This is a genomic window from Rhodopila sp. (assembly GCF_965277165.1).
GTDB lineage: Bacteria > Pseudomonadota > Alphaproteobacteria > Acetobacterales > Acetobacteraceae > Rhodopila.
Genome location: NZ_CBDICE010000005.1, coordinates 322,948 through 339,536, shown reverse-complemented (window position 1 = coordinate 339,536; position 16,589 = coordinate 322,948). Strand labels below are relative to the sequence as shown.

13 protein-coding genes are annotated in these 16,589 nt (G+C 64.2%); 12 read left to right on the top strand and 1 reads right to left on the bottom strand.

The features are described from left to right. Nucleotides 1-16: 16 nt before the first annotated feature. Entirely contained in the window at nucleotides 17-367 is a 351-nt protein-coding gene (locus tag ACQY4Y_RS02085) for a hypothetical protein (protein ID WP_428488906.1), read from the bottom strand. Nucleotides 368-519: 152 nt separating this feature from the next. On the opposite strand from ACQY4Y_RS02085, the gene ACQY4Y_RS02080 reads away from it, so the two are divergent. From ACQY4Y_RS02080 to greA, 12 genes are all read left to right on the top strand, one after another. Beyond that, entirely contained in the window at nucleotides 520-3,927 is a 3,408-nt protein-coding gene (locus ACQY4Y_RS02080; RefSeq protein WP_428488905.1) for a carboxyl transferase domain-containing protein, read from the top strand. Between the two features lie 236 nt (nucleotides 3,928-4,163). Further along, entirely contained in the window at nucleotides 4,164-5,351 is a 1,188-nt protein-coding gene (locus ACQY4Y_RS02075; protein WP_428488904.1) for a CaiB/BaiF CoA transferase family protein, read from the top strand. A 184-nt stretch (nucleotides 5,352-5,535) separates the two neighbouring features. Beyond that, a complete protein-coding gene (gene rpsF, locus ACQY4Y_RS02070; RefSeq protein ID WP_428488903.1) occupies nucleotides 5,536-6,003 on the top strand; it encodes a 30S ribosomal protein S6 in 468 nt (155 codons plus the stop codon). 6 nt (nucleotides 6,004-6,009) lie between these two features. After that, nucleotides 6,010-6,282, top strand: a complete 273-nt coding sequence (gene rpsR, locus ACQY4Y_RS02065) for a 30S ribosomal protein S18 (protein WP_104521656.1) — start codon at nucleotides 6,010-6,012, stop codon at nucleotides 6,280-6,282. 12 nt (nucleotides 6,283-6,294) lie between these two features. Continuing rightward, the gene (gene rplI / locus ACQY4Y_RS02060) at nucleotides 6,295-6,861 is read left to right on the top strand and encodes a 50S ribosomal protein L9 (RefSeq protein WP_428488902.1); all 567 of its coding nucleotides are present in this window, start codon (nucleotides 6,295-6,297) and stop codon (nucleotides 6,859-6,861) included. A 164-nt stretch (nucleotides 6,862-7,025) separates the two neighbouring features. Then, nucleotides 7,026-8,282, top strand: coding sequence for a class I SAM-dependent methyltransferase (locus ACQY4Y_RS02055; protein ID WP_428488901.1), 1,257 nt, complete (start codon nucleotides 7,026-7,028; stop codon nucleotides 8,280-8,282). Nucleotides 8,283-8,375: 93 nt separating this feature from the next. After that, nucleotides 8,376-9,227: an LLM class F420-dependent oxidoreductase gene (locus tag ACQY4Y_RS02050; protein WP_428488900.1), complete on the top strand. Its 852-nt coding sequence runs from the start codon at nucleotides 8,376-8,378 to the stop codon at nucleotides 9,225-9,227. Between the two features lie 150 nt (nucleotides 9,228-9,377). Beyond that, a complete protein-coding gene (locus tag ACQY4Y_RS02045) occupies nucleotides 9,378-10,877 on the top strand; it encodes a replicative DNA helicase (RefSeq protein ID WP_428488899.1) in 1,500 nt (499 codons plus the stop codon). A gap of 5 nt (nucleotides 10,878-10,882) precedes the next feature. Further along, nucleotides 10,883-11,950, top strand: a complete 1,068-nt coding sequence (gene alr, locus ACQY4Y_RS02040) for an alanine racemase (RefSeq protein ID WP_428488898.1) — start codon at nucleotides 10,883-10,885, stop codon at nucleotides 11,948-11,950. Beyond that, nucleotides 11,947-12,732, top strand: a complete 786-nt coding sequence (locus ACQY4Y_RS02035; RefSeq protein ID WP_428488897.1) for an MlaE family ABC transporter permease — start codon at nucleotides 11,947-11,949, stop codon at nucleotides 12,730-12,732. The genes alr and ACQY4Y_RS02035 overlap by 4 nt, the downstream gene beginning before the upstream one ends. Before the next feature lie 9 nt (nucleotides 12,733-12,741). Continuing rightward, nucleotides 12,742-15,987 (top strand): carbamoyl-phosphate synthase large subunit, encoded by a 3,246-nt coding sequence (gene carB, locus ACQY4Y_RS02030; protein ID WP_428488896.1) that lies wholly within the window; start codon nucleotides 12,742-12,744, stop codon nucleotides 15,985-15,987. A gap of 100 nt (nucleotides 15,988-16,087) precedes the next feature. Continuing rightward, entirely contained in the window at nucleotides 16,088-16,561 is a 474-nt protein-coding gene (gene greA / locus ACQY4Y_RS02025; protein ID WP_428488895.1) for a transcription elongation factor GreA, read from the top strand. Nucleotides 16,562-16,589: the final 28 nt, after the last annotated feature.

The following is a 16,589-nucleotide window of genomic DNA, read 5'->3' as shown; positions in this document are numbered from 1 at the left end:
TCGCGGTGCGTTCGAGCTAGAAACATCGAATTTCGCCCTCCGCCTCGGCTTCCTGCAGGTCTCGGACCATGTTGCTGGCCGTCGCGGCCCGGAACATCTCTCCAAGGTAACCGCCGGCGGTTCGGCGCATGCGGAGCACGGTCTCCGCCTCTTCGTATTTGTCGTAAGGCAGGATCGAGGCAATGACGTCGATCGAGCAGGAGCACTGCCGCAACGCCTGCTGCGTCTGTCCATTGCTTGCCATGCAGGCGAACACATACTCGGCGCGTGCGTCGGTTGGATAATCGTCTGCACTGCCTGCATCGGCCAGCGTAGTTGCGGCGCACAGTGGCAGCGACAGCATGAACACGAATCGGAGCAGCTTCATTCCGGTGGCCCTGGCTGGGACTGGCATCATAACGCCGCTCGACGCCATCCGGGCAAGCCGATTTGACGGCCGCCGTTCCGCATGCTGACGTGACGCTTGGCGCCGGCGTTCGCGGGCGCCACAGTCCGCACAGTCAGAGGTTTCACTGAGGCATGCTCCCGCCGGGCGTGACCAAGCTGCTGATCGCCAATCGGGGCGAGGTCGCGATCCGTATCGCCCGCGCCGCGGCCGATATGGGGGTTGCCTCGGTCGCGGTCTATTCCGAGGACGATTCTCGCAGTCTGCATCTGCACATTGCCGACGAAAACCGAGCTTTGCCGGGGCAGGGGGCGGTGGCCTATCTGAACGCTGAGGCGATGATTGCGGCAGCCAAGGCGGCGTGCTGCGACGCCATTCACCCCGGCTACGGCTTTTTAGCCGAGCGGGCGGATTTCGCCCGCCAGTGTGGTGAAGCGGGTTTGTCCTTCGTCGGACCAGATGTTGCGCAACTGGAACTCTTCGGCGACAAGGCTCGCGCCCGCGGCGCGGCTGTCGCCGCCTCGGTTCCGGTGATACGCGGCCTCGATCATGCCGTGACACTGGACGAGGCGCACGGGTTCCTTGCCTCGCTCGGCACTGGCGGGGCGATGATGATCAAGGCGGTCGCAGGCGGGGGCGGCCGCGGCACACGCGCGGTGCTGGCGGCGCATGACGTTGAGCCGGCGTTCCTTCGTTGCCAGTCCGAAGCGAAGGCGGCGGTCGGTCGGAACGATCTGTATGTGGAAGAATTTATCTCTCGGGCGCGCCACGTGGAAGTGCAGATCGTCGGCGATCGGGCGGGACATATCGCGCACCTGGGCGAGCGGGAGTGCAGCGTGCAGCGCCGCTTCCAGAAGGTCGTAGAGATCGCGCCGGCGCCCGGCCTGGACGATGAATTGCGGTGCCGGATCATCGACGCGGCGGTGAGGTTCGCCAAGAGCGTCGGATATAGCAACCTGGGGACGTTCGAGTTCCTGGTCGATGTGTCCGGTCGGGCATGCGCACAACCATTCGTCTTCATCGAGGCGAACGCCAGGCTTCAGGTCGAGCATACGGTGACCGAAGCGGTGACGGGCGTCGATCTGGTGCAAACCCAGATCCGGTTGGCCCAGGGCGCCAGCCTGGCGGAACTGGGGCTCGACCGGGAAGGCACCGCGCAACCGAAGGGTTATGCGATCCAGGCGCGGGTCAACATGGAGACCATTGCGTCGGACGGTGCGGTGCGTCCAGCCGGCGGGACCTTGACCGCCTATGAGGCGCCCAGCGGCCCCGGTGTGCGAACCGATGGGTTTGGTTATGCCGGCTATCGCACCAGTGGCGCGTTCGACTCGTTGCTCGCCAAGGTGATCGTGCATTCGCCGTCGGCGGATTTTGCCGTCGCCACCGCGCGTACGAGGCGGGCACTCAGCGAGTTCCGGGTGCAAGGTGTCGGCACCAATATTGGCTTTCTACGTGCGATCCTGGAGCATCCGGACTTTGCCGCTGGGAACATCCATACCCGCTGGGTGGATGAGCACATCGCGGCACTCGCGGCTGATGACCAGCGACGCCAGCGCTTTGTCACAGCACCGCTTCCCTCCGCCGATCACGCTGGCTACGCCGGCGCTCGAATCAAAAGCCGCGACCCGCTGGCGCTGTTCGCCCATGATGCCGAGGTCAAGGCCGAGCAGGCGACGGAGGCGGAGGAACAGCGGGCGGAACTGATCGGGCCGGACGGTTCATCAGGGGTCACCTCGCCGATCCAGGGCACTGTCGTGGCGCTTGACGTCGCGACCGGTGATGCGGTGCGCAAGGGCCAGCGGGTCGCCGTCGTCGAGGCGATGAAGATGGAGCACGAAATTTCTGCCCCGTTCGGCGGCATCGTTCGCGCGGTCAGCATGGTGGCGGGCGATGTGGTGCGAGAGGGGTTTCCCATTGTCTTTCTTGAAGCGGCCGAGGTCGAAGGCGGCGCGACGGTTGCCAACGTCGAACTGGACCCGGATCATATCCGCGCCGATCTTCAGGAAAATCTTGACCGCCATGCGCCGACGCTCGACCAACACCGGCCCGACGCGGTAGCGCGGCGGCGCAAGCTTGGCTATCGGATGGCGCGCGAGAATATCGCGCAACTGGTCGATCCAGGGTCGTTCAAGGAATACTGGCCGCTGGTGGTTGCGCGTCAGCACCAGCGCAACTCCGCGGAGGCGCTGCGCAAAAACACGCCGGGCGACGGCGTGGTCGCCGGCACATGCTCGATCAACGGGACGCTGTTCGACGAGACGCGGTCGCGCGCCGCGGTGGTGCATTATGATTATACCGTGCTGGCCGGCACCCAGGGGCATCGCAACCACTACAAACAGGACCGACTGTTCGAGCTGGCGCAACGTTTCCGGCTGCCGCTGGTGCTGTTCGGCGAGGGCGGCGGCGGACGGCCGGGCGAGGATTACATCGGGCCGCGCGTCGCGGTCGATACGCACACGTTCACGACGTTCTCGCAACTCAGTGGCCTGGTGCCGCTGGTCGCGGTGGTCAACGGACGAACGTTTGCAGGCAATACCGCGCTCGTCGCGTGCAGCGACGTGATCATCGCGACCGAGGGATCGACCCTGGGCATGGGTGGTCCGGCGATGATCGAGGGCGGTGGCCTTGGAATCTACACGCCTGAGCAGGTCGGACCGATGTCGGTCCAGGTGCCGAATGGGGTGGTCGATATCCTGGTCAAGGACGAGGCCGCCGCGGTTGAAACGGCAAAGAAATATCTTTCCTATTTCCAGGGATCGATCGCTGCGTGGCAGGCGCCGGACCAGCGGCGGCTACGCCATGTGGTGCCGGAAAATCGGCTGCGGCTATACGACATGCGCCGGATCATCGAAACCATCGCCGACGAGGGATCGGTGCTGGAAATCCGTGAGAAGTTCGGCATCGGTCTGATCACCGCATTGGTCCGCGTCGAGGGGCGGCCGCTGGGCGTGGTCGCCAACAATCCGTATCACCTGTCCGGCGCGATCGACTCGAACGGGGCCGACAAGGGCGCGCGGTTCCTGCAACTATGCGACGCGTTCGACATTCCGGTGCTGAGCTTGATCGACTGTCCGGGCATCATGGTCGGACCGGAGGTGGAACGCACCGCGCTGGTGCGTCACTGCACGCGGCTGTTCAACGTGGGCGCCAACATGACCGCACCGCTATTCAGCGTGGTGGTGCGCAAGGCCTATGGTCTGGGCGCCCAGGCGATGTGTGGCGCGGGCACTCTGGTGGGGTTCTTCGCGGTGGCGTGGCCGACCGCCGAATTCGCCGGGATGAATATCGAGGGCGCGGTGAAGCTTGGCTATCGCAAGGAGCTCTCCGCGATCGAGGATCCCGACGCTCGGCGGGCTGAATTCGAGCGAATGACCGGGATCGCCTATGACAGCGCGAAGGCGGTAAACGCTGCGGCCGGTGGCGGGATCGATGATGTCATCGATCCGGCCGATACCCGCGACTGGATCGCCAACAGTCTGCGGCGGTTGCCGCCGGTGGCGGCCAGAACCGGCAAAAAGTATCCATATATCGATCCGTGGTGAGTGACGTCGACTAGGCCCGGCAAGCCGGGCGGCATCGGGATGCGGGGTCCATGTCGCTTGGTAGGTCGGCGTTGATCAGCAAGCTGTTGACATCGGTTTTGCTGCGGGTGGCATGATGGGTGACAACACCGCGTCGGAGGCGGTGCCTTTCCGTTCAAGCCGGCTGGTTCTGGGATTTCTCAGCGAAGCTGGAAAAGAGCTGACGACGAAGGCGGGGCAACGAAGGCGGGGTAGGAATGAGCTACGACGCACCATTCGCTGGGATCAAGGTCATCGATCTCAGTCAGGGCATTGCCGCCCCGTATGCGGGCATGTTGCTGGCCCAGCACGGCGCCGAGGTGATCAAGGTCGAGTTGCTGGACGGCGGCGACTGGGTTCGGGTCAGCGCCCCGAAACCCGGCGGCAACACCGCGCTGTCAGTGATGGGCAATCTGGGCAAGCAGAGCATCGGCGTCGACCTGAAGTCGCCGGTGGGGTGCGCTGTGCTGTGGCGGCTGCTGGAGGGCGCCGACGTCTTCATGGAGGGGTTCCGTCCTGGCGTGATCAGGCGGCTGGGTTTTGATTATCCGACAGTATCGGCGCGGTTTCCCGCCATCCTGTACTTGTCGATGTCCGGCTTTGGGCAGACTGGGCCGTATGCCGAACGACCGGCGATGGATCCAGTGCTGCAGGCGTTCACCGGCTTCATGGCCGAGAACCGTGACCTGAATGGCCGGCCGATGAACATCGCCTCGATCCCGGTCGACATGATCACCGCGCTGTACGCATTCCAGGCGCTTTCGGCGGCGCTGTACGCGCGCCGCGACGAGACGCACGGCCGCTATATCGAGGCCAGCCTGCTGCAGGGGGCAGCCTGGCTGAACACCTACGCGATGCTGCAGCGGGTGATCTACGACGGCGATCCGCCGGGTGCCCGTGCCCATCGTGGGGTGTATCCGACAGCGGATGGCTGGATCCTGGTCATCGTCTCCGGGCGTCGTGGATGGGGCGACTTCTGCCGGGCGTTGGAGCATCCGGAGCTTGGCGACGATGCGCGGTTCACCAGCGTTGTTGGCCGGGTCGCCAACTCGGCGGATCTGGCGCCGATATTGAGCGAGATCCTGTCGGCACGCACCAACGCGCATTGGCAGGCGCGGTTAAGCGAGTATGGGGTGATGCACTCGGTGACCAACGAATCGCTCGACATGCTGCGTGACCCGCATGTCGAGGCGACCGGGCTGTTCAGTCATCTGCGCCAACCCGGCCTGCCGATGACGCTGCCGATCCCGGCGATTCCTGGCGCCCCGGCACTGCAAAACGGCACCAGGCGGGCGACCGCACCGCTCGCTGGCGCCGACACCGAGGCGGTGTTGCGGGCACATGGCTATGGCCTGTCGGAGATTGCCGATCTGCGGGCGCGGGGCGTGATTTCCGCGGCTTGCTAGCGTCGGTTGCCTGGCGGCACGTAACGCGACAGCGCGTCAGTGTTGCATTCCGCCGTGAACCGTGCTTGAAGCCGCGCCTTCCCTGCCGGGAGCGACGGCATCGCGCTCGGCTATGTCCGATTTCCATCGTGGGAATGCGACCATTTGCGGTCCGGGACAGAGACAAGCCATAGGGGGTTCATCCATGCCGCTTTACGAAACCGTGCTGATCGCACGGAACGACGTCACGCAGCAGCAGGTCGAGCAGATCGTCGACGACATCGGCGCTGAACTGCAAACCGATGGCGGTGACGTCAAGAAGCGCGAATATTGGGGCCTGCGCGGCCTGGCCTATCGGATCAAGAAGAACCGCAAAGGCCACTACATGCTGCTAGGGCTCGATGCCAAGCCGGGCTTCGTCACCGAGATGGAGCGCAAGCTGGGCTTGAATGAGGACGTGCTGCGCTTCATGACGATACGGCTTGAGGAAATCGACGAAGCCCCGTCCGCCATCCTGTCGCGCAAATCCGACGACCGCGAGCGCGGCTTCCGCGGACCCAAACCCGCCGGACGCTTTGAAAGTGGGCGTCGCCGTGGCTTTGACGATCGCGAGGAATTCCGAGCCCGCGACGGCTTCGCTGGCGAAGAGTTTCGCCCCGCCCCCGAGGAGTAGCCGGCAATGTCCGATACCGAAGTCAATCCCGCCGCGCGGCGGACCGCCGTGGGCGCCCGCCGCCCGTTCTACCGCCGCCGTAAATCCTGCCCGTTCTCCGGCCCCAATGCGCCGAAGATCGATTACAAGGACGTTCGCCTGTTGTCTCGATTCCTGTCGGAACGCGGCAAGATCGTGCCCAGCCGGATCACCGCCGTGTCGGCGAAAAAGCAGCGCGAACTGGCGGTTGCCATCAAGCGCGCTCGCTTCTTGGCGCTGCTGCCCTACATCGTCGCCTGAGGAGCCGGTCGCATGCCAGCCGTTGAACTGATCCTGCTCCAGCGCGTCGACAAGCTGGGACAGATAGGAGACGTGGTGAAGGTAAAGCCGGGTTACGCCCGCAATTTCCTCTTGCCGCAGAAAAAGGCGCTGCGCGCCAGCAAAGACAACCGGGCGCGGTTCGAGCAGCAGCGCGCCCAGCTCGAAGCGCAGAACATCAAGCGCCGCGAGGAAGCCGAACGGCTGGCCGAGCGGGTTGGCGGGCTTTCAGTGGTGATCATCCGCCAGGCCGGCGAGTCAGGCAGCCTGTACGGATCGGTTTCGGCGCGCGACATCGCCGAGGCGGCTACCGAGGCCGGGTTGACCATCAACCGCTCACAGGTCGTGCTCGAACACCCGATCAAGACGCTCGGCTTATCACCGGTTCGTGTCTCGCTGCACCCGGAAGTTTTGATTCCGGTCACCGTCAACGTTGCACGCAGTCCGGAAGAAGCTGAACGGCAGGGACGCGGCGAGCGCATCGGCAGCGAGGCAGTGGACGACGAGCAGGTGCCCACCGAAGAAAACATTTTTGCCGGCGATACTCCGCAACCGGCTTGAGCGGATTAAAGCCCGCTGGTCGTTTCCCTTGTTCGTGAGGGAACGGGTGAAGTTGTTTGGCACGATGTATTGAACCGCTCCTGGCGTTGACGTTTTGACGACGTATGCTTTGCTGTCCATGCCTGACCCTGTGTGTCCGGGTCGAGACAATGGATTGGACAGCCATGCAAGCGGTTCTGGATGCAATTTTTCGACGTTTGATAACCATTGGCCGGATGGACGTGGTCTGGCCGGATGGCTCGCAAACGGTTTACGCTGGCCAAGACGGACCGGTCAGCACGCTTCGCCTGCACGACCAGAGAACAATTCGGCGACTAGTGCTGAATCCTTCACTCGGGCTGGGTGAAGCCTACATGTCCGGCGGCTTGTCGGTCGAAAACGGCAGTATCTACAATCTTCTTGACCTTATGATCGCGGGCACCGAGGGCAGCCCTAACAGCCACCCGATGCTCAAACTCAGGGGTCGCCTGGCCGCGATCGGCCGTCGCGTCGCGCAGTATAATCCCGCCGGGCGATCGCGGCGCAACGTCGCGCATCATTATGACCTTAACGGCCGTCTCTACAGCCTGTTTCTCGACCGCGACCGCCAATACTCCTGTGCCTACTTTCCGCACGGGGACGAGACGCTTGAAGAGGCCCAGGCGGCGAAGAAACGGCACATCGCCGCCAAGCTATGCCTGAATCGCCCCGACCTTCGGGTGCTGGATATCGGCTGCGGTTGGGGTGGCATGGCGCTGACCCTGGCGCGCGATTTCGGTGCCCAGGTCACCGGCATCACCTTGTCGCAGGAGCAGTTGACCGAGGCGCGTGCTCGCGCCGAGGCCGAGGGGTTGCAGCATCGCGTGAAGTTCGAACTGCTCGACTATCGGGCGATACGGGAAAGCTTCGACCGTGTCGTCTCGGTCGGTATGTTCGAGCATGTCGGGATCGGCCATTACCGGGCGTTCTTCGATACTGTCGCGGGTTGCCTCGCGCCGGATGGCGTGGCGCTGATCCATGCCATCGGCCGCAGCGATGGGCCCGGCAGCACGAACGCGTGGATGCGGAAATACATCTTTCCGGGCGGCTATGCACCGGCGCTGTCGGAGGTGCTGCCGGGGGTCGAGCGGTCCGGGCTGATGGCGACCGACCTCGAAATTCTCCGGTTGCACTACGCCGAGACACTGCGTCATTGGCGTCGTCGGTTCGCCGCCAATCGTGATGCGATCACCGCTTTGTACGATGAACGGTTCTGCCGCATGTTCGAGTTCTACCTGGCGGGGTCGGAAATAACCTTCCGTCGCAGCGGCCACATGGTCTGGCAGTTGCAATTGGCTCACCAGCACGGGATGGTCCCGCTGACGCGCGACTATATTGCCCAGGTCGAGGCGGGTGAGCCTGTCGGACCGATGGCCGAAGCGACGAGTTCACTGCGGCGATAGAGCACATAGGCAACAAATCTGCCGCGTGGCCGGGAGATTGGCCGCGTGTCGTGATCCGTGCCAGACTCTCCGCTACCCAAAGCGAGACCGATCATGCACTCAGGCGCCAGCATCTTCTTTACCGACTATTCGATCACCCCCGCCCCGCTGGGCAAGGCGATGGAGGAGCGCGGCTTCGAATCGGTGTGGGCTGCGGAACATTCGCACATCCCTTTGTCGCGACGCTCGCCATGGCCGGGTGGCTCGGAATTGCCTAAACAATACTACGACGTGATGGACCCGTTCGTAACGTTGACGGCGGCCGCGGCGGCTACCACGACGCTGAAGGTCGGGACCGGCGTGTGCCTGGTCAATCAGCGCGATCCGATCCAGACCGCCAAGCTGGTCGCATCGATCGATCAGGTCTCGGCAGGTCGCTTCCTGTTCGGCATCGGCGTCGGCTGGAACGCCGAGGAAATGGAGGACCACGGCACCGTGTTCTCCACCCGCGCCAAACTGGTGCGCGAGAGGGTGGAGGCGATGAAAGCGATCTGGACCGAACCGAAACCGGCGTATAGCGGCGAGTTCGTCAACTTCGCCCCAATGATGACCTGGCCCAAGCCGGCGCAGAAGCCGCACCCTGCCGTCATCGTCGGTGGGGCCTTCCCGCATGGTGCCCGCCGCGCCGTGCGCTACGGCGACGGTTGGATCCCGCTAGCCGGCCGTGCGGCCTATGGCGACTTGTTCGAAACAGTGCCGAAGTTTCGCGCCATGTTGCTCGAGGCCGGCCGGGACCCGGAATCGTGCCCTGTCTCGGTGTTCGGCGCGGCGGCGGATGCCGACATGCTGAAACGCTATCGCGACCTTGGCATCACCCGTGTCGCGATCAGTCTGCCAGCGGCGAAGGAAGATGTGGTGCTGCCGATCCTGGATCGGTGGGCAGCGCTGATGCGCCAGGCGGGGTAGAGCAAGGTCAATCGTCGGTCTGGTGACGCGTGATGACGGTCGCGCGGGTAACATTGCGCCGATACACTGTTCCGGATCTATACCCGTTATCCACAGCGGTCCACAGGCAAACAACATGCGCCGCGTCCCGGGCTGCGCTAGACTGCCTGCGTGAACACAATCGACTCGCCTCTATTCGGACTTTCGCAACGCCTTCCCCCGTCGAACGTGCAGGCGGAACAAGCGCTGCTGGGCGCTCTCCTGGCCAACAACAAGGCCTATGAACGGGTCTCGGAATTTCTAGCACCGGAACATTTCGCCGACCCGATTCATGGCCGCATCTACCAGGCCATCTCGCGCCGCGTCGAAGCCGGTCAGCTTGCCGACGCGGTCACCCTGAAGGCCGAGTTCGAGCATGCCGGTATCCTGGAGGAGGTTGGCGGCACCGCTTACCTGACGCAGTTGCTGACCGCCATGGTGGGGATCATCAACGCCGGCGAATATGGCCGCGCGGTGCTCGACACCTGGATGCGGCGCCAGTTGATCGACATCGGCGAAACCGTCGTCAACAACGCATTCGGGGCGGATGCCGAACTCGATGGTCCGCTGCAGATCGAAGCCGCGGAGCAGTCGCTGTTCGATCTTGCCGCCGACAACGGCACCGGCGGCGGGTTCATTGCGTTCGAGCAAGCACTGACCGAGGCAATCCTGGGCGCCGAACGGGCGTTCCGACGCTCCGGAGCCGTCTCTGGCCTGACCACTGGTTTGCGCGACCTCGACAGCAAGATGGGCGGGATGCATCCGTCCGACCTGCTGATCCTGGCTGGCCGCCCCGGCATGGGCAAGACCGCGCTGGCCACCAAGATCGCCTTCGGCGCGGCAAAGGCCTTGCAGGCCGAGGCTCGGGTGAAGGACCCAAACGGCGTCGCGAAGTCCAGCGTCGCGATCTTCTCGCTGGAGATGAGCGCCGAGCAGCTCGCCACCCGCCTGCTCAGTGAGGAATCACGTATCTCGGGTGACCGCATCCGCCGCGGCGATATCGGCCAGAAGGACTTCGACAAGTTCGTCCAGGTCTCGCGTGAGATCGCCTCTCTGCCGATCCAGATCGACGACACGCCGGCGATCACCATGTCGGCGCTGCGCACCCGTTGCCGACGGTTGAAGCGAACCAAGGGCCTGGCGCTTGTAATTGTCGACTATCTCCAGCTGATGCGTCCCGCCGCCGGCACCAAGCCGGAAAGCCGGGTGCTGGAAATCAGCATGATCACCCAAGGGTTGAAAGCGTTGGCCAAGGAGCTGGCGGTTCCGGTGCTGGCGTTGTCGCAATTGTCGCGTCAGGTGGAAAACCGCGATGACAAGCGGCCGCAACTATCGGACCTGCGCGAATCCGGCTCGATCGAGCAGGACGCCGACGCGGTTATGTTCGTTTATCGAGACGAATACTACCTGGAACAGAAAATACCGAAGGAGATCGCCTACGAGGGCAGCGGCGACAAATTCCACGCCGCCATGGAGGAGTGGCAGCAGCGAATGGCGAAAGCGCACAACCGCGCCGATCTGATCATCGCCAAGCAGCGGCATGGCCCGACAGGGTCCATACCACTGCTGTTCGAGGGCGAGTTCACCCGCTTCGGCGATCTCGATCTTGCCCATTCCGAATATGTCGAGTGACACGTATGTCGAGCGACACGGGGCGGGCAATCCTGGAGGTCGATCTTGCCGCGGTCGTCGCCAACTGGCGGACGCTGAGGGCCCACCATCCCTCCGGCCCGGTCGCTGCGGTGCTCAAGGCGGACGGCTACGGGCTTGGGGCCCGGCCGGTCGCCGAGGCACTGCATTCCGCCGGCTGCCGCCATTTCTTCGTGGCCTATCTCAGTGAGGCACTGGCGGTCCGCGAAGTCATCCCCGGGGCGATGCTGGCGGTATTGAGCGGCCTGGTTCCAGGTGAAGAGAATGCCTATCTGGCGCATGATCTGACCCCCGTGCTGGGCTCGCTCGACGAAATCGCGCGCTGGGGTGGACGCGAGGCGATCTTGCACGTCGACACCGGCATGTCCCGCCTCGGGCTCGACGCGCGGGAACTGGCGGTGCTGGCACAGGACCATGGCCGGCTCGGGCGCCTGACGATCCGCTATGTGATGTCGCACTTGGTGTCCTCTGAACTGCCCGATGATCCGCTCAATCGGATGCAGCGAGAGCGGTTCGCGGCGGCCCGAGCGATGCTGCCGCCGGCGCCGGGCAGCTTGGCGAATTCGTCGGGGATCTTTCTTGGGCCGGAATTCGGTTCGGATCTGGCGCGGGCGGGTGCGGCGCTGTACGGCATCAATCCGATCCCTGGTCGGCCCAATCCGATGCGGGGCGTTGCCCGATTGGCGGTACGGGTGCTGGCGGTGCGTGACGTCCCGGCCGGCGCCTCGGTCGGCTACAACGCCACCTGGATCGCGCCGCGGCCGACCCGGATCGCGACCGCGGCGATGGGTTATGCGGATGGATTCCACCGCAGCCTGTCCGGCCGTGGGGCGGCGTGCTTTGACGGCACCCCCATCGCGCTGGTAGGCCGCATCTCCATGGACCTGACAACATTCGATGTGACCGACCATCCTGGGGTGCAGCCTGGCTGCTGGTTGGAGCTTATGGGCCCTCATCTTTCGCCCGACGACGTCGCGGCGGCCTCCGGCACCAATGGATATGAGGTGTTGACTTCGCTGGGTCGGCGCTTGCACCGCGTCTATCGGTCCGCGTGACCATGGTGCTGGATTTCCTTGAAGCCATTGGCCGGGCGGTGATCGGGCTGTGCCGCGGGGCTGGAGAGCTGGTGCTGTTCGCGGTTCAGGGGTTATCGCACCTGGTGCGGCCGCCGTTCTATGGACGCCTGTTCGGACGCGCGTTGCTGGAGATCGGCTATTTCAGCCTGCCTGTGGTGGCGCTGACCGCGGTATTCACCGGGATGGTGCTGGCGTTGCAGTCCTACACCGGCTTCGCGCGATTTTCCGCCCAGGGCGCCGTGGCCAACCTGGTGGTGCTGTCCGTGACCAGGGAACTCGGCCCGGTGCTGGCCGGATTGATGGTTGCAGGCCGCGTCGGCGCCGCCATGGCCGCCGAATTGGGCACCATGCGCGTTACCGACCAGATCGACGCGTTGTCGACGTTGTCCACCAACCCGATGAAATACCTGGTCGCGCCCCGGCTGCTGGCGGGGATCATCGCGCTGCCGCTGCTGGTGGTGATCGCCGACATACTGGGCGTGATGGGCGGGTTTATCGTATCGACAATAAAACTGGGTTTCAACGTCAATACCTACGTGGCGAACACTGTAAACTTCGTGCAGACCGACGATGTGGTTTCCGGGCTGGCGAAGGCCGCGGTGTTCGGGTTCCTGATCTCGCTGATGGGCTGCTATCAGGGCTACAACAGCAAGGGCGGCGCCCAGGGCGTGGGTTCGGCGACGACCCTGGCGGTGGTCAGCGCTTCGATCCTGATCCTCGCATTCGACTATGTGTTGACCGAAATGTTTTTCGCCCAATAGTGCGGGCCCATGCCCAAGCGCACCGACATCCAATCCATTCTGATCATCGGCGCCGGTCCGATCATCATCGGCCAGGCCTGCGAGTTCGACTATTCCGGCGCCCAGGCCTGCAAGGCGCTGCGGGCTGAGGGTTTTCGCGTCATCCTGGTGAACTCCAACCCCGCCACCATCATGACCGACCCCGGCCTGGCGGACGCCACCTACATCGAGCCGATCACGCCCGAGGTGGTGGAGAAGATCATCGTCCGGGAGCGGCCAGACGCACTGCTGCCCACCATGGGCGGCCAGACGGCGCTGAACACGGCGATGAAACTGGCCGGCAACGGCACCTTGGAGAGGCTTGGCGTAGAACTGATCGGTGCCAAGGCGGAGGTCATCGACCGCGCCGAGGATCGGCTGAAGTTCCGCGACGCGATGGCGCAGATCGGAATCGAGTCGCCTCGGTCTGCCATCGCTCACAGCATGGGGGAAGCCCGAACCGCGCTGGCGATGACCGGACTGCCGGCGGTGATCCGCCCCAGCTTCACATTGGGCGGCACCGGTGGCGGCATCGCCTATAATACCGAAGAATTCGAACAGATCGTCGCCGGCGGCCTGGAAGCCTCGCCCACCACCGAGGTGCTGATCGAAGAGTCGGTTCTGGGCTGGAAAGAGTACGAGATGGAGGTGGTCCGGGATACCGCGGACAACTGCATCATCGTCTGTTCGATCGAGAACGTCGATCCGATGGGAATTCACACCGGTGACTCGGTCACTGTGGCGCCGGCCCTGACGCTGACCGACAAGGAATTTCAGCGGATGCGCGACGCTTCCATTGCCTGCCTGCGGAAGATTGGCGTGGATACCGGCGGGTCGAACGTGCAGTTCGGCGTGAACCCGGCCGATGGCCGCATGGTCGTGATCGAGATGAATCCCAGGGTGTCGCGGTCCTCGGCGCTGGCCTCGAAGGCCACCGGGTTCCCGATCGCCAAAATCGCCGCCAAGCTGGCCGTCGGCTACACGTTGGACGAATTGTCCAATGATATCACCAAGGTGACACCGGCCAGCTTCGAGCCGACCATCGACTACGTGGTGGTCAAGATTCCCCGCTTCACGTTCGAGAAGTTTCCCGGCACGCCGGCGCTGCTGACCACGTCGATGAAATCGGTCGGTGAGGCGATGGCGATCGGGCGCAGCTTCGCTGAGGCCCTGCAGAAGGGTCTACGCAGTATGGAAACCGGTCTGTCCGGACTGGATGAGATCGATCCCCCCGGCGATGGCGGTCCCGACGCCTTCCGCGCCGCGCTATCGTCGCCGACGCCCGACCGGTTGCTGGTTGCCGGGCAGGCCCTGCGCGCCGGCTTGTCGGTTGCGGACATTTTCGCCGCGACCAAGTTCGATCCCTGGTTCCTGCGCGAACTGGAACGTATCGTCGAAGCCGAACGGCAGATCGCGGTCGCCGGCCTGCCGCCGGACGCGGATGCGTTACGCCGGATCAAGGCGCTGGGCTTTTCCGACCGGCGGCTGGCCGAGCTGGCCGGGTCCACGGCGGCGAAGGTGATGCGGATGCGGACCGATTTGGCGGTCACCCCGGTTTACAAGCGTATCGACACCTGCGCCGCGGAATTCGCCTCCGGCACCCCGTATATGTATTCCACGTTCGAGGGTGGCTACGGCACGCCAACCTGTGAGGCCGATCCGACCGACCGTGCCAAGGTGATTATTCTGGGCGGTGGACCGAACCGCATCGGTCAAGGGATCGAATTCGACTACTGCTGCGTCCACGCCGCCTACGCGCTGAAGGATGCCGGGTTCGAGACCATCATGGTGAATTGCAATCCCGAAACCGTCAGCACCGACTACGACACCTCGGACCGGCTGTATTTCGAGCCGCTGACCGAGGAGGACGTCATCGCTCTGGTCCGCCGCGAGCAGCAGAACGGCAGCGTGCTGGGCTGCATCGTGCAATACGGCGGCCAGACGCCGCTGAAGCTATCGCAGGCGCTTTCGCGCGAGGGCATCCCGATCCTTGGCACATCGGCCGACGCGATCGATCTCGCGGAGGATCGCGAGCGTTTTCAATTGCTGCTGCAACGCCTGGGGTTGCGTCAACCGGATAACGGCATCGCACGGTCGGCCGAGGAAGCCGAGGGCATCGCCGAGCGCATCGGCTATCCGGTGGTCATTCGGCCGAGTTACGTGCTGGGCGGGCGGGCGATGGAGATCGTCTACGACCGTTCCGGCCTGCACCGCTATATGCGTGAGGCGGTGCGAGTGTCCGGTGATAATCCCGTGTTGATCGACCGCTATCTGAACGATGCGATCGAGGTCGACGTGGATTGCATCTGCGACGGCTCCACGGTTTACGTCGCCGGGGTGATGGAGCACATCGAGGAGGCCGGTATCCATTCCGGCGATTCGGCGTGTTCGCTGCCGCCGTATTCGCTGTCGCCGGCGATGATCACCGAGTTGAAGTCGGAAACCGAGGCGTTGGCCAAGGCGCTGGGCGTGGTCGGACTGATGAATGTCCAGTACGCCATCAAGGACGACACGATCTACGTGCTGGAGGTCAATCCGCGGGCGTCGCGCACCGTGCCGTTCGTTGCCAAGGCCACCGGCGTGGCGGTCGCCAAGATCGGCGCTCGCGTGATGGCCGGGGCGAAGCTGGCGACCGACTTCAAGCTGGACGACGATTCGATCGCTCCGCACGTCGCGGTCAAGGAAGCGGTCTTCCCGTTCGCCCGCTTTCCCAACGTGGACACCATCCTGGGGCCGGAGATGAAATCGACCGGCGAGGTCATGGGGCTAGATGCCAGCTTCGAGCGGGCGTTCGCCAAGGCTCAGCTCGGCGCGGGTGTGATCCTGCCGATGCAGGGGCGGGTATTCCTCTCGATCAAGGACGCCGACAAGAAGGGGTTGCCGGCGCTGGCTCGGCGGTTGAACGAAATGGGCTTTTCCATCCTGGCGACGCGCGGCACTGCGACCCGGATCCGCGAAGCCGGCCTTCCGGTTATCGTGGTGAACAAGGTGCTGGAAGGCCGACCACATTGCGTCGATGCGATCCGGTCAGGCGAGGTGCAACTGGTGATCAATACGGCGTCCACGCCCCAATCGGTCGCCGACAGCTTCGCCATCCGACGCAGTGCGCTGACCCATATGGTGCCGCACTATACAACCCTGGCGGGTGCCCGGGCGGCGGTGCACGCAATCGCGGCATTGAAAGCCGGAACGCTTGAAGTTGCCCCGCTCCAGTCCTACTTTCGCGGTTCGTTTTGACCATTGCGCCGCGGTAGGGGACGACCCGGCCGCGGCGGAGACATATGACCTATCCGCCCCAGCCGAGATCTGGGATGAACGATGATCGAGGAACCACGACGTGCAGAAGTTTCCGATGACGGGCCCCGGCCTGCTTCGCTTGGAGGAGGAACTGCGGACGCTGAAGTCGCAGGAGCGGCCGGCCATCATCCGCGCCATCGCGGAAGCTCGCGCACACGGTGATCTTTCGGAAAACGCCGAATACCATGCCGCGCGCGAGCGTCAGTCGTTCATCGAGGGCCGGATCGCGGAACTGGAAGAGATTACTTCCGGAGCCGAGGTGATCGACCCGGCGACCCTGTCCGGCTCACACGTCAAATTCGGCGCTCATGTCCGCCTGGTGGACGAGGAGACCGATAAGGAAGCGAGCTATCAGATCGTCGGTGTCTACGAGGCCGACATCAAGGCGGCTCGGCTGTCGATTTCCTCGCCGCTGGCCAAGGCGCTGATCGGCAAGAAGGTCGGTGACGCGGTTTCGGTTCCGGCGCCCGGCGGCGACCGATCCTACGAAATCCTGGAAATTCGGTTCGGCTGAGCAACTGACCAGTCGATGTCGCCATGGA

Excerpts from the sequence above, each read along its gene's own strand:
- ACQY4Y_RS02085 (WP_428488906.1), bottom strand. The coding sequence starts at position 367 with ATGAAGCTGCTCCGATTCGTGTTCATGCTGTCGCTGCCACTGTGCGCC.
- ACQY4Y_RS02080 (WP_428488905.1), top strand. The coding sequence starts at position 520 with ATGCTCCCGCCGGGCGTGACCAAGCTGCTGATCGCCAATCGGGGCGAG.
- ACQY4Y_RS02075 (WP_428488904.1), top strand. The coding sequence starts at position 4,164 with ATGAGCTACGACGCACCATTCGCTGGGATCAAGGTCATCGATCTCAGT.
- rpsF (WP_428488903.1), top strand. The coding sequence starts at position 5,536 with ATGCCGCTTTACGAAACCGTGCTGATCGCACGGAACGACGTCACGCAG.
- rpsR (WP_104521656.1), top strand. The coding sequence starts at position 6,010 with ATGTCCGATACCGAAGTCAATCCCGCCGCGCGGCGGACCGCCGTGGGC.
- rplI (WP_428488902.1), top strand. The coding sequence starts at position 6,295 with ATGCCAGCCGTTGAACTGATCCTGCTCCAGCGCGTCGACAAGCTGGGA.
- ACQY4Y_RS02055 (WP_428488901.1), top strand. The coding sequence starts at position 7,026 with ATGCAAGCGGTTCTGGATGCAATTTTTCGACGTTTGATAACCATTGGC.
- ACQY4Y_RS02050 (WP_428488900.1), top strand. The coding sequence starts at position 8,376 with ATGCACTCAGGCGCCAGCATCTTCTTTACCGACTATTCGATCACCCCC.
- alr (WP_428488898.1), top strand. The coding sequence starts at position 10,883 with ATGTCGAGCGACACGGGGCGGGCAATCCTGGAGGTCGATCTTGCCGCG.
- carB (WP_428488896.1), top strand. The coding sequence starts at position 12,742 with ATGCCCAAGCGCACCGACATCCAATCCATTCTGATCATCGGCGCCGGT.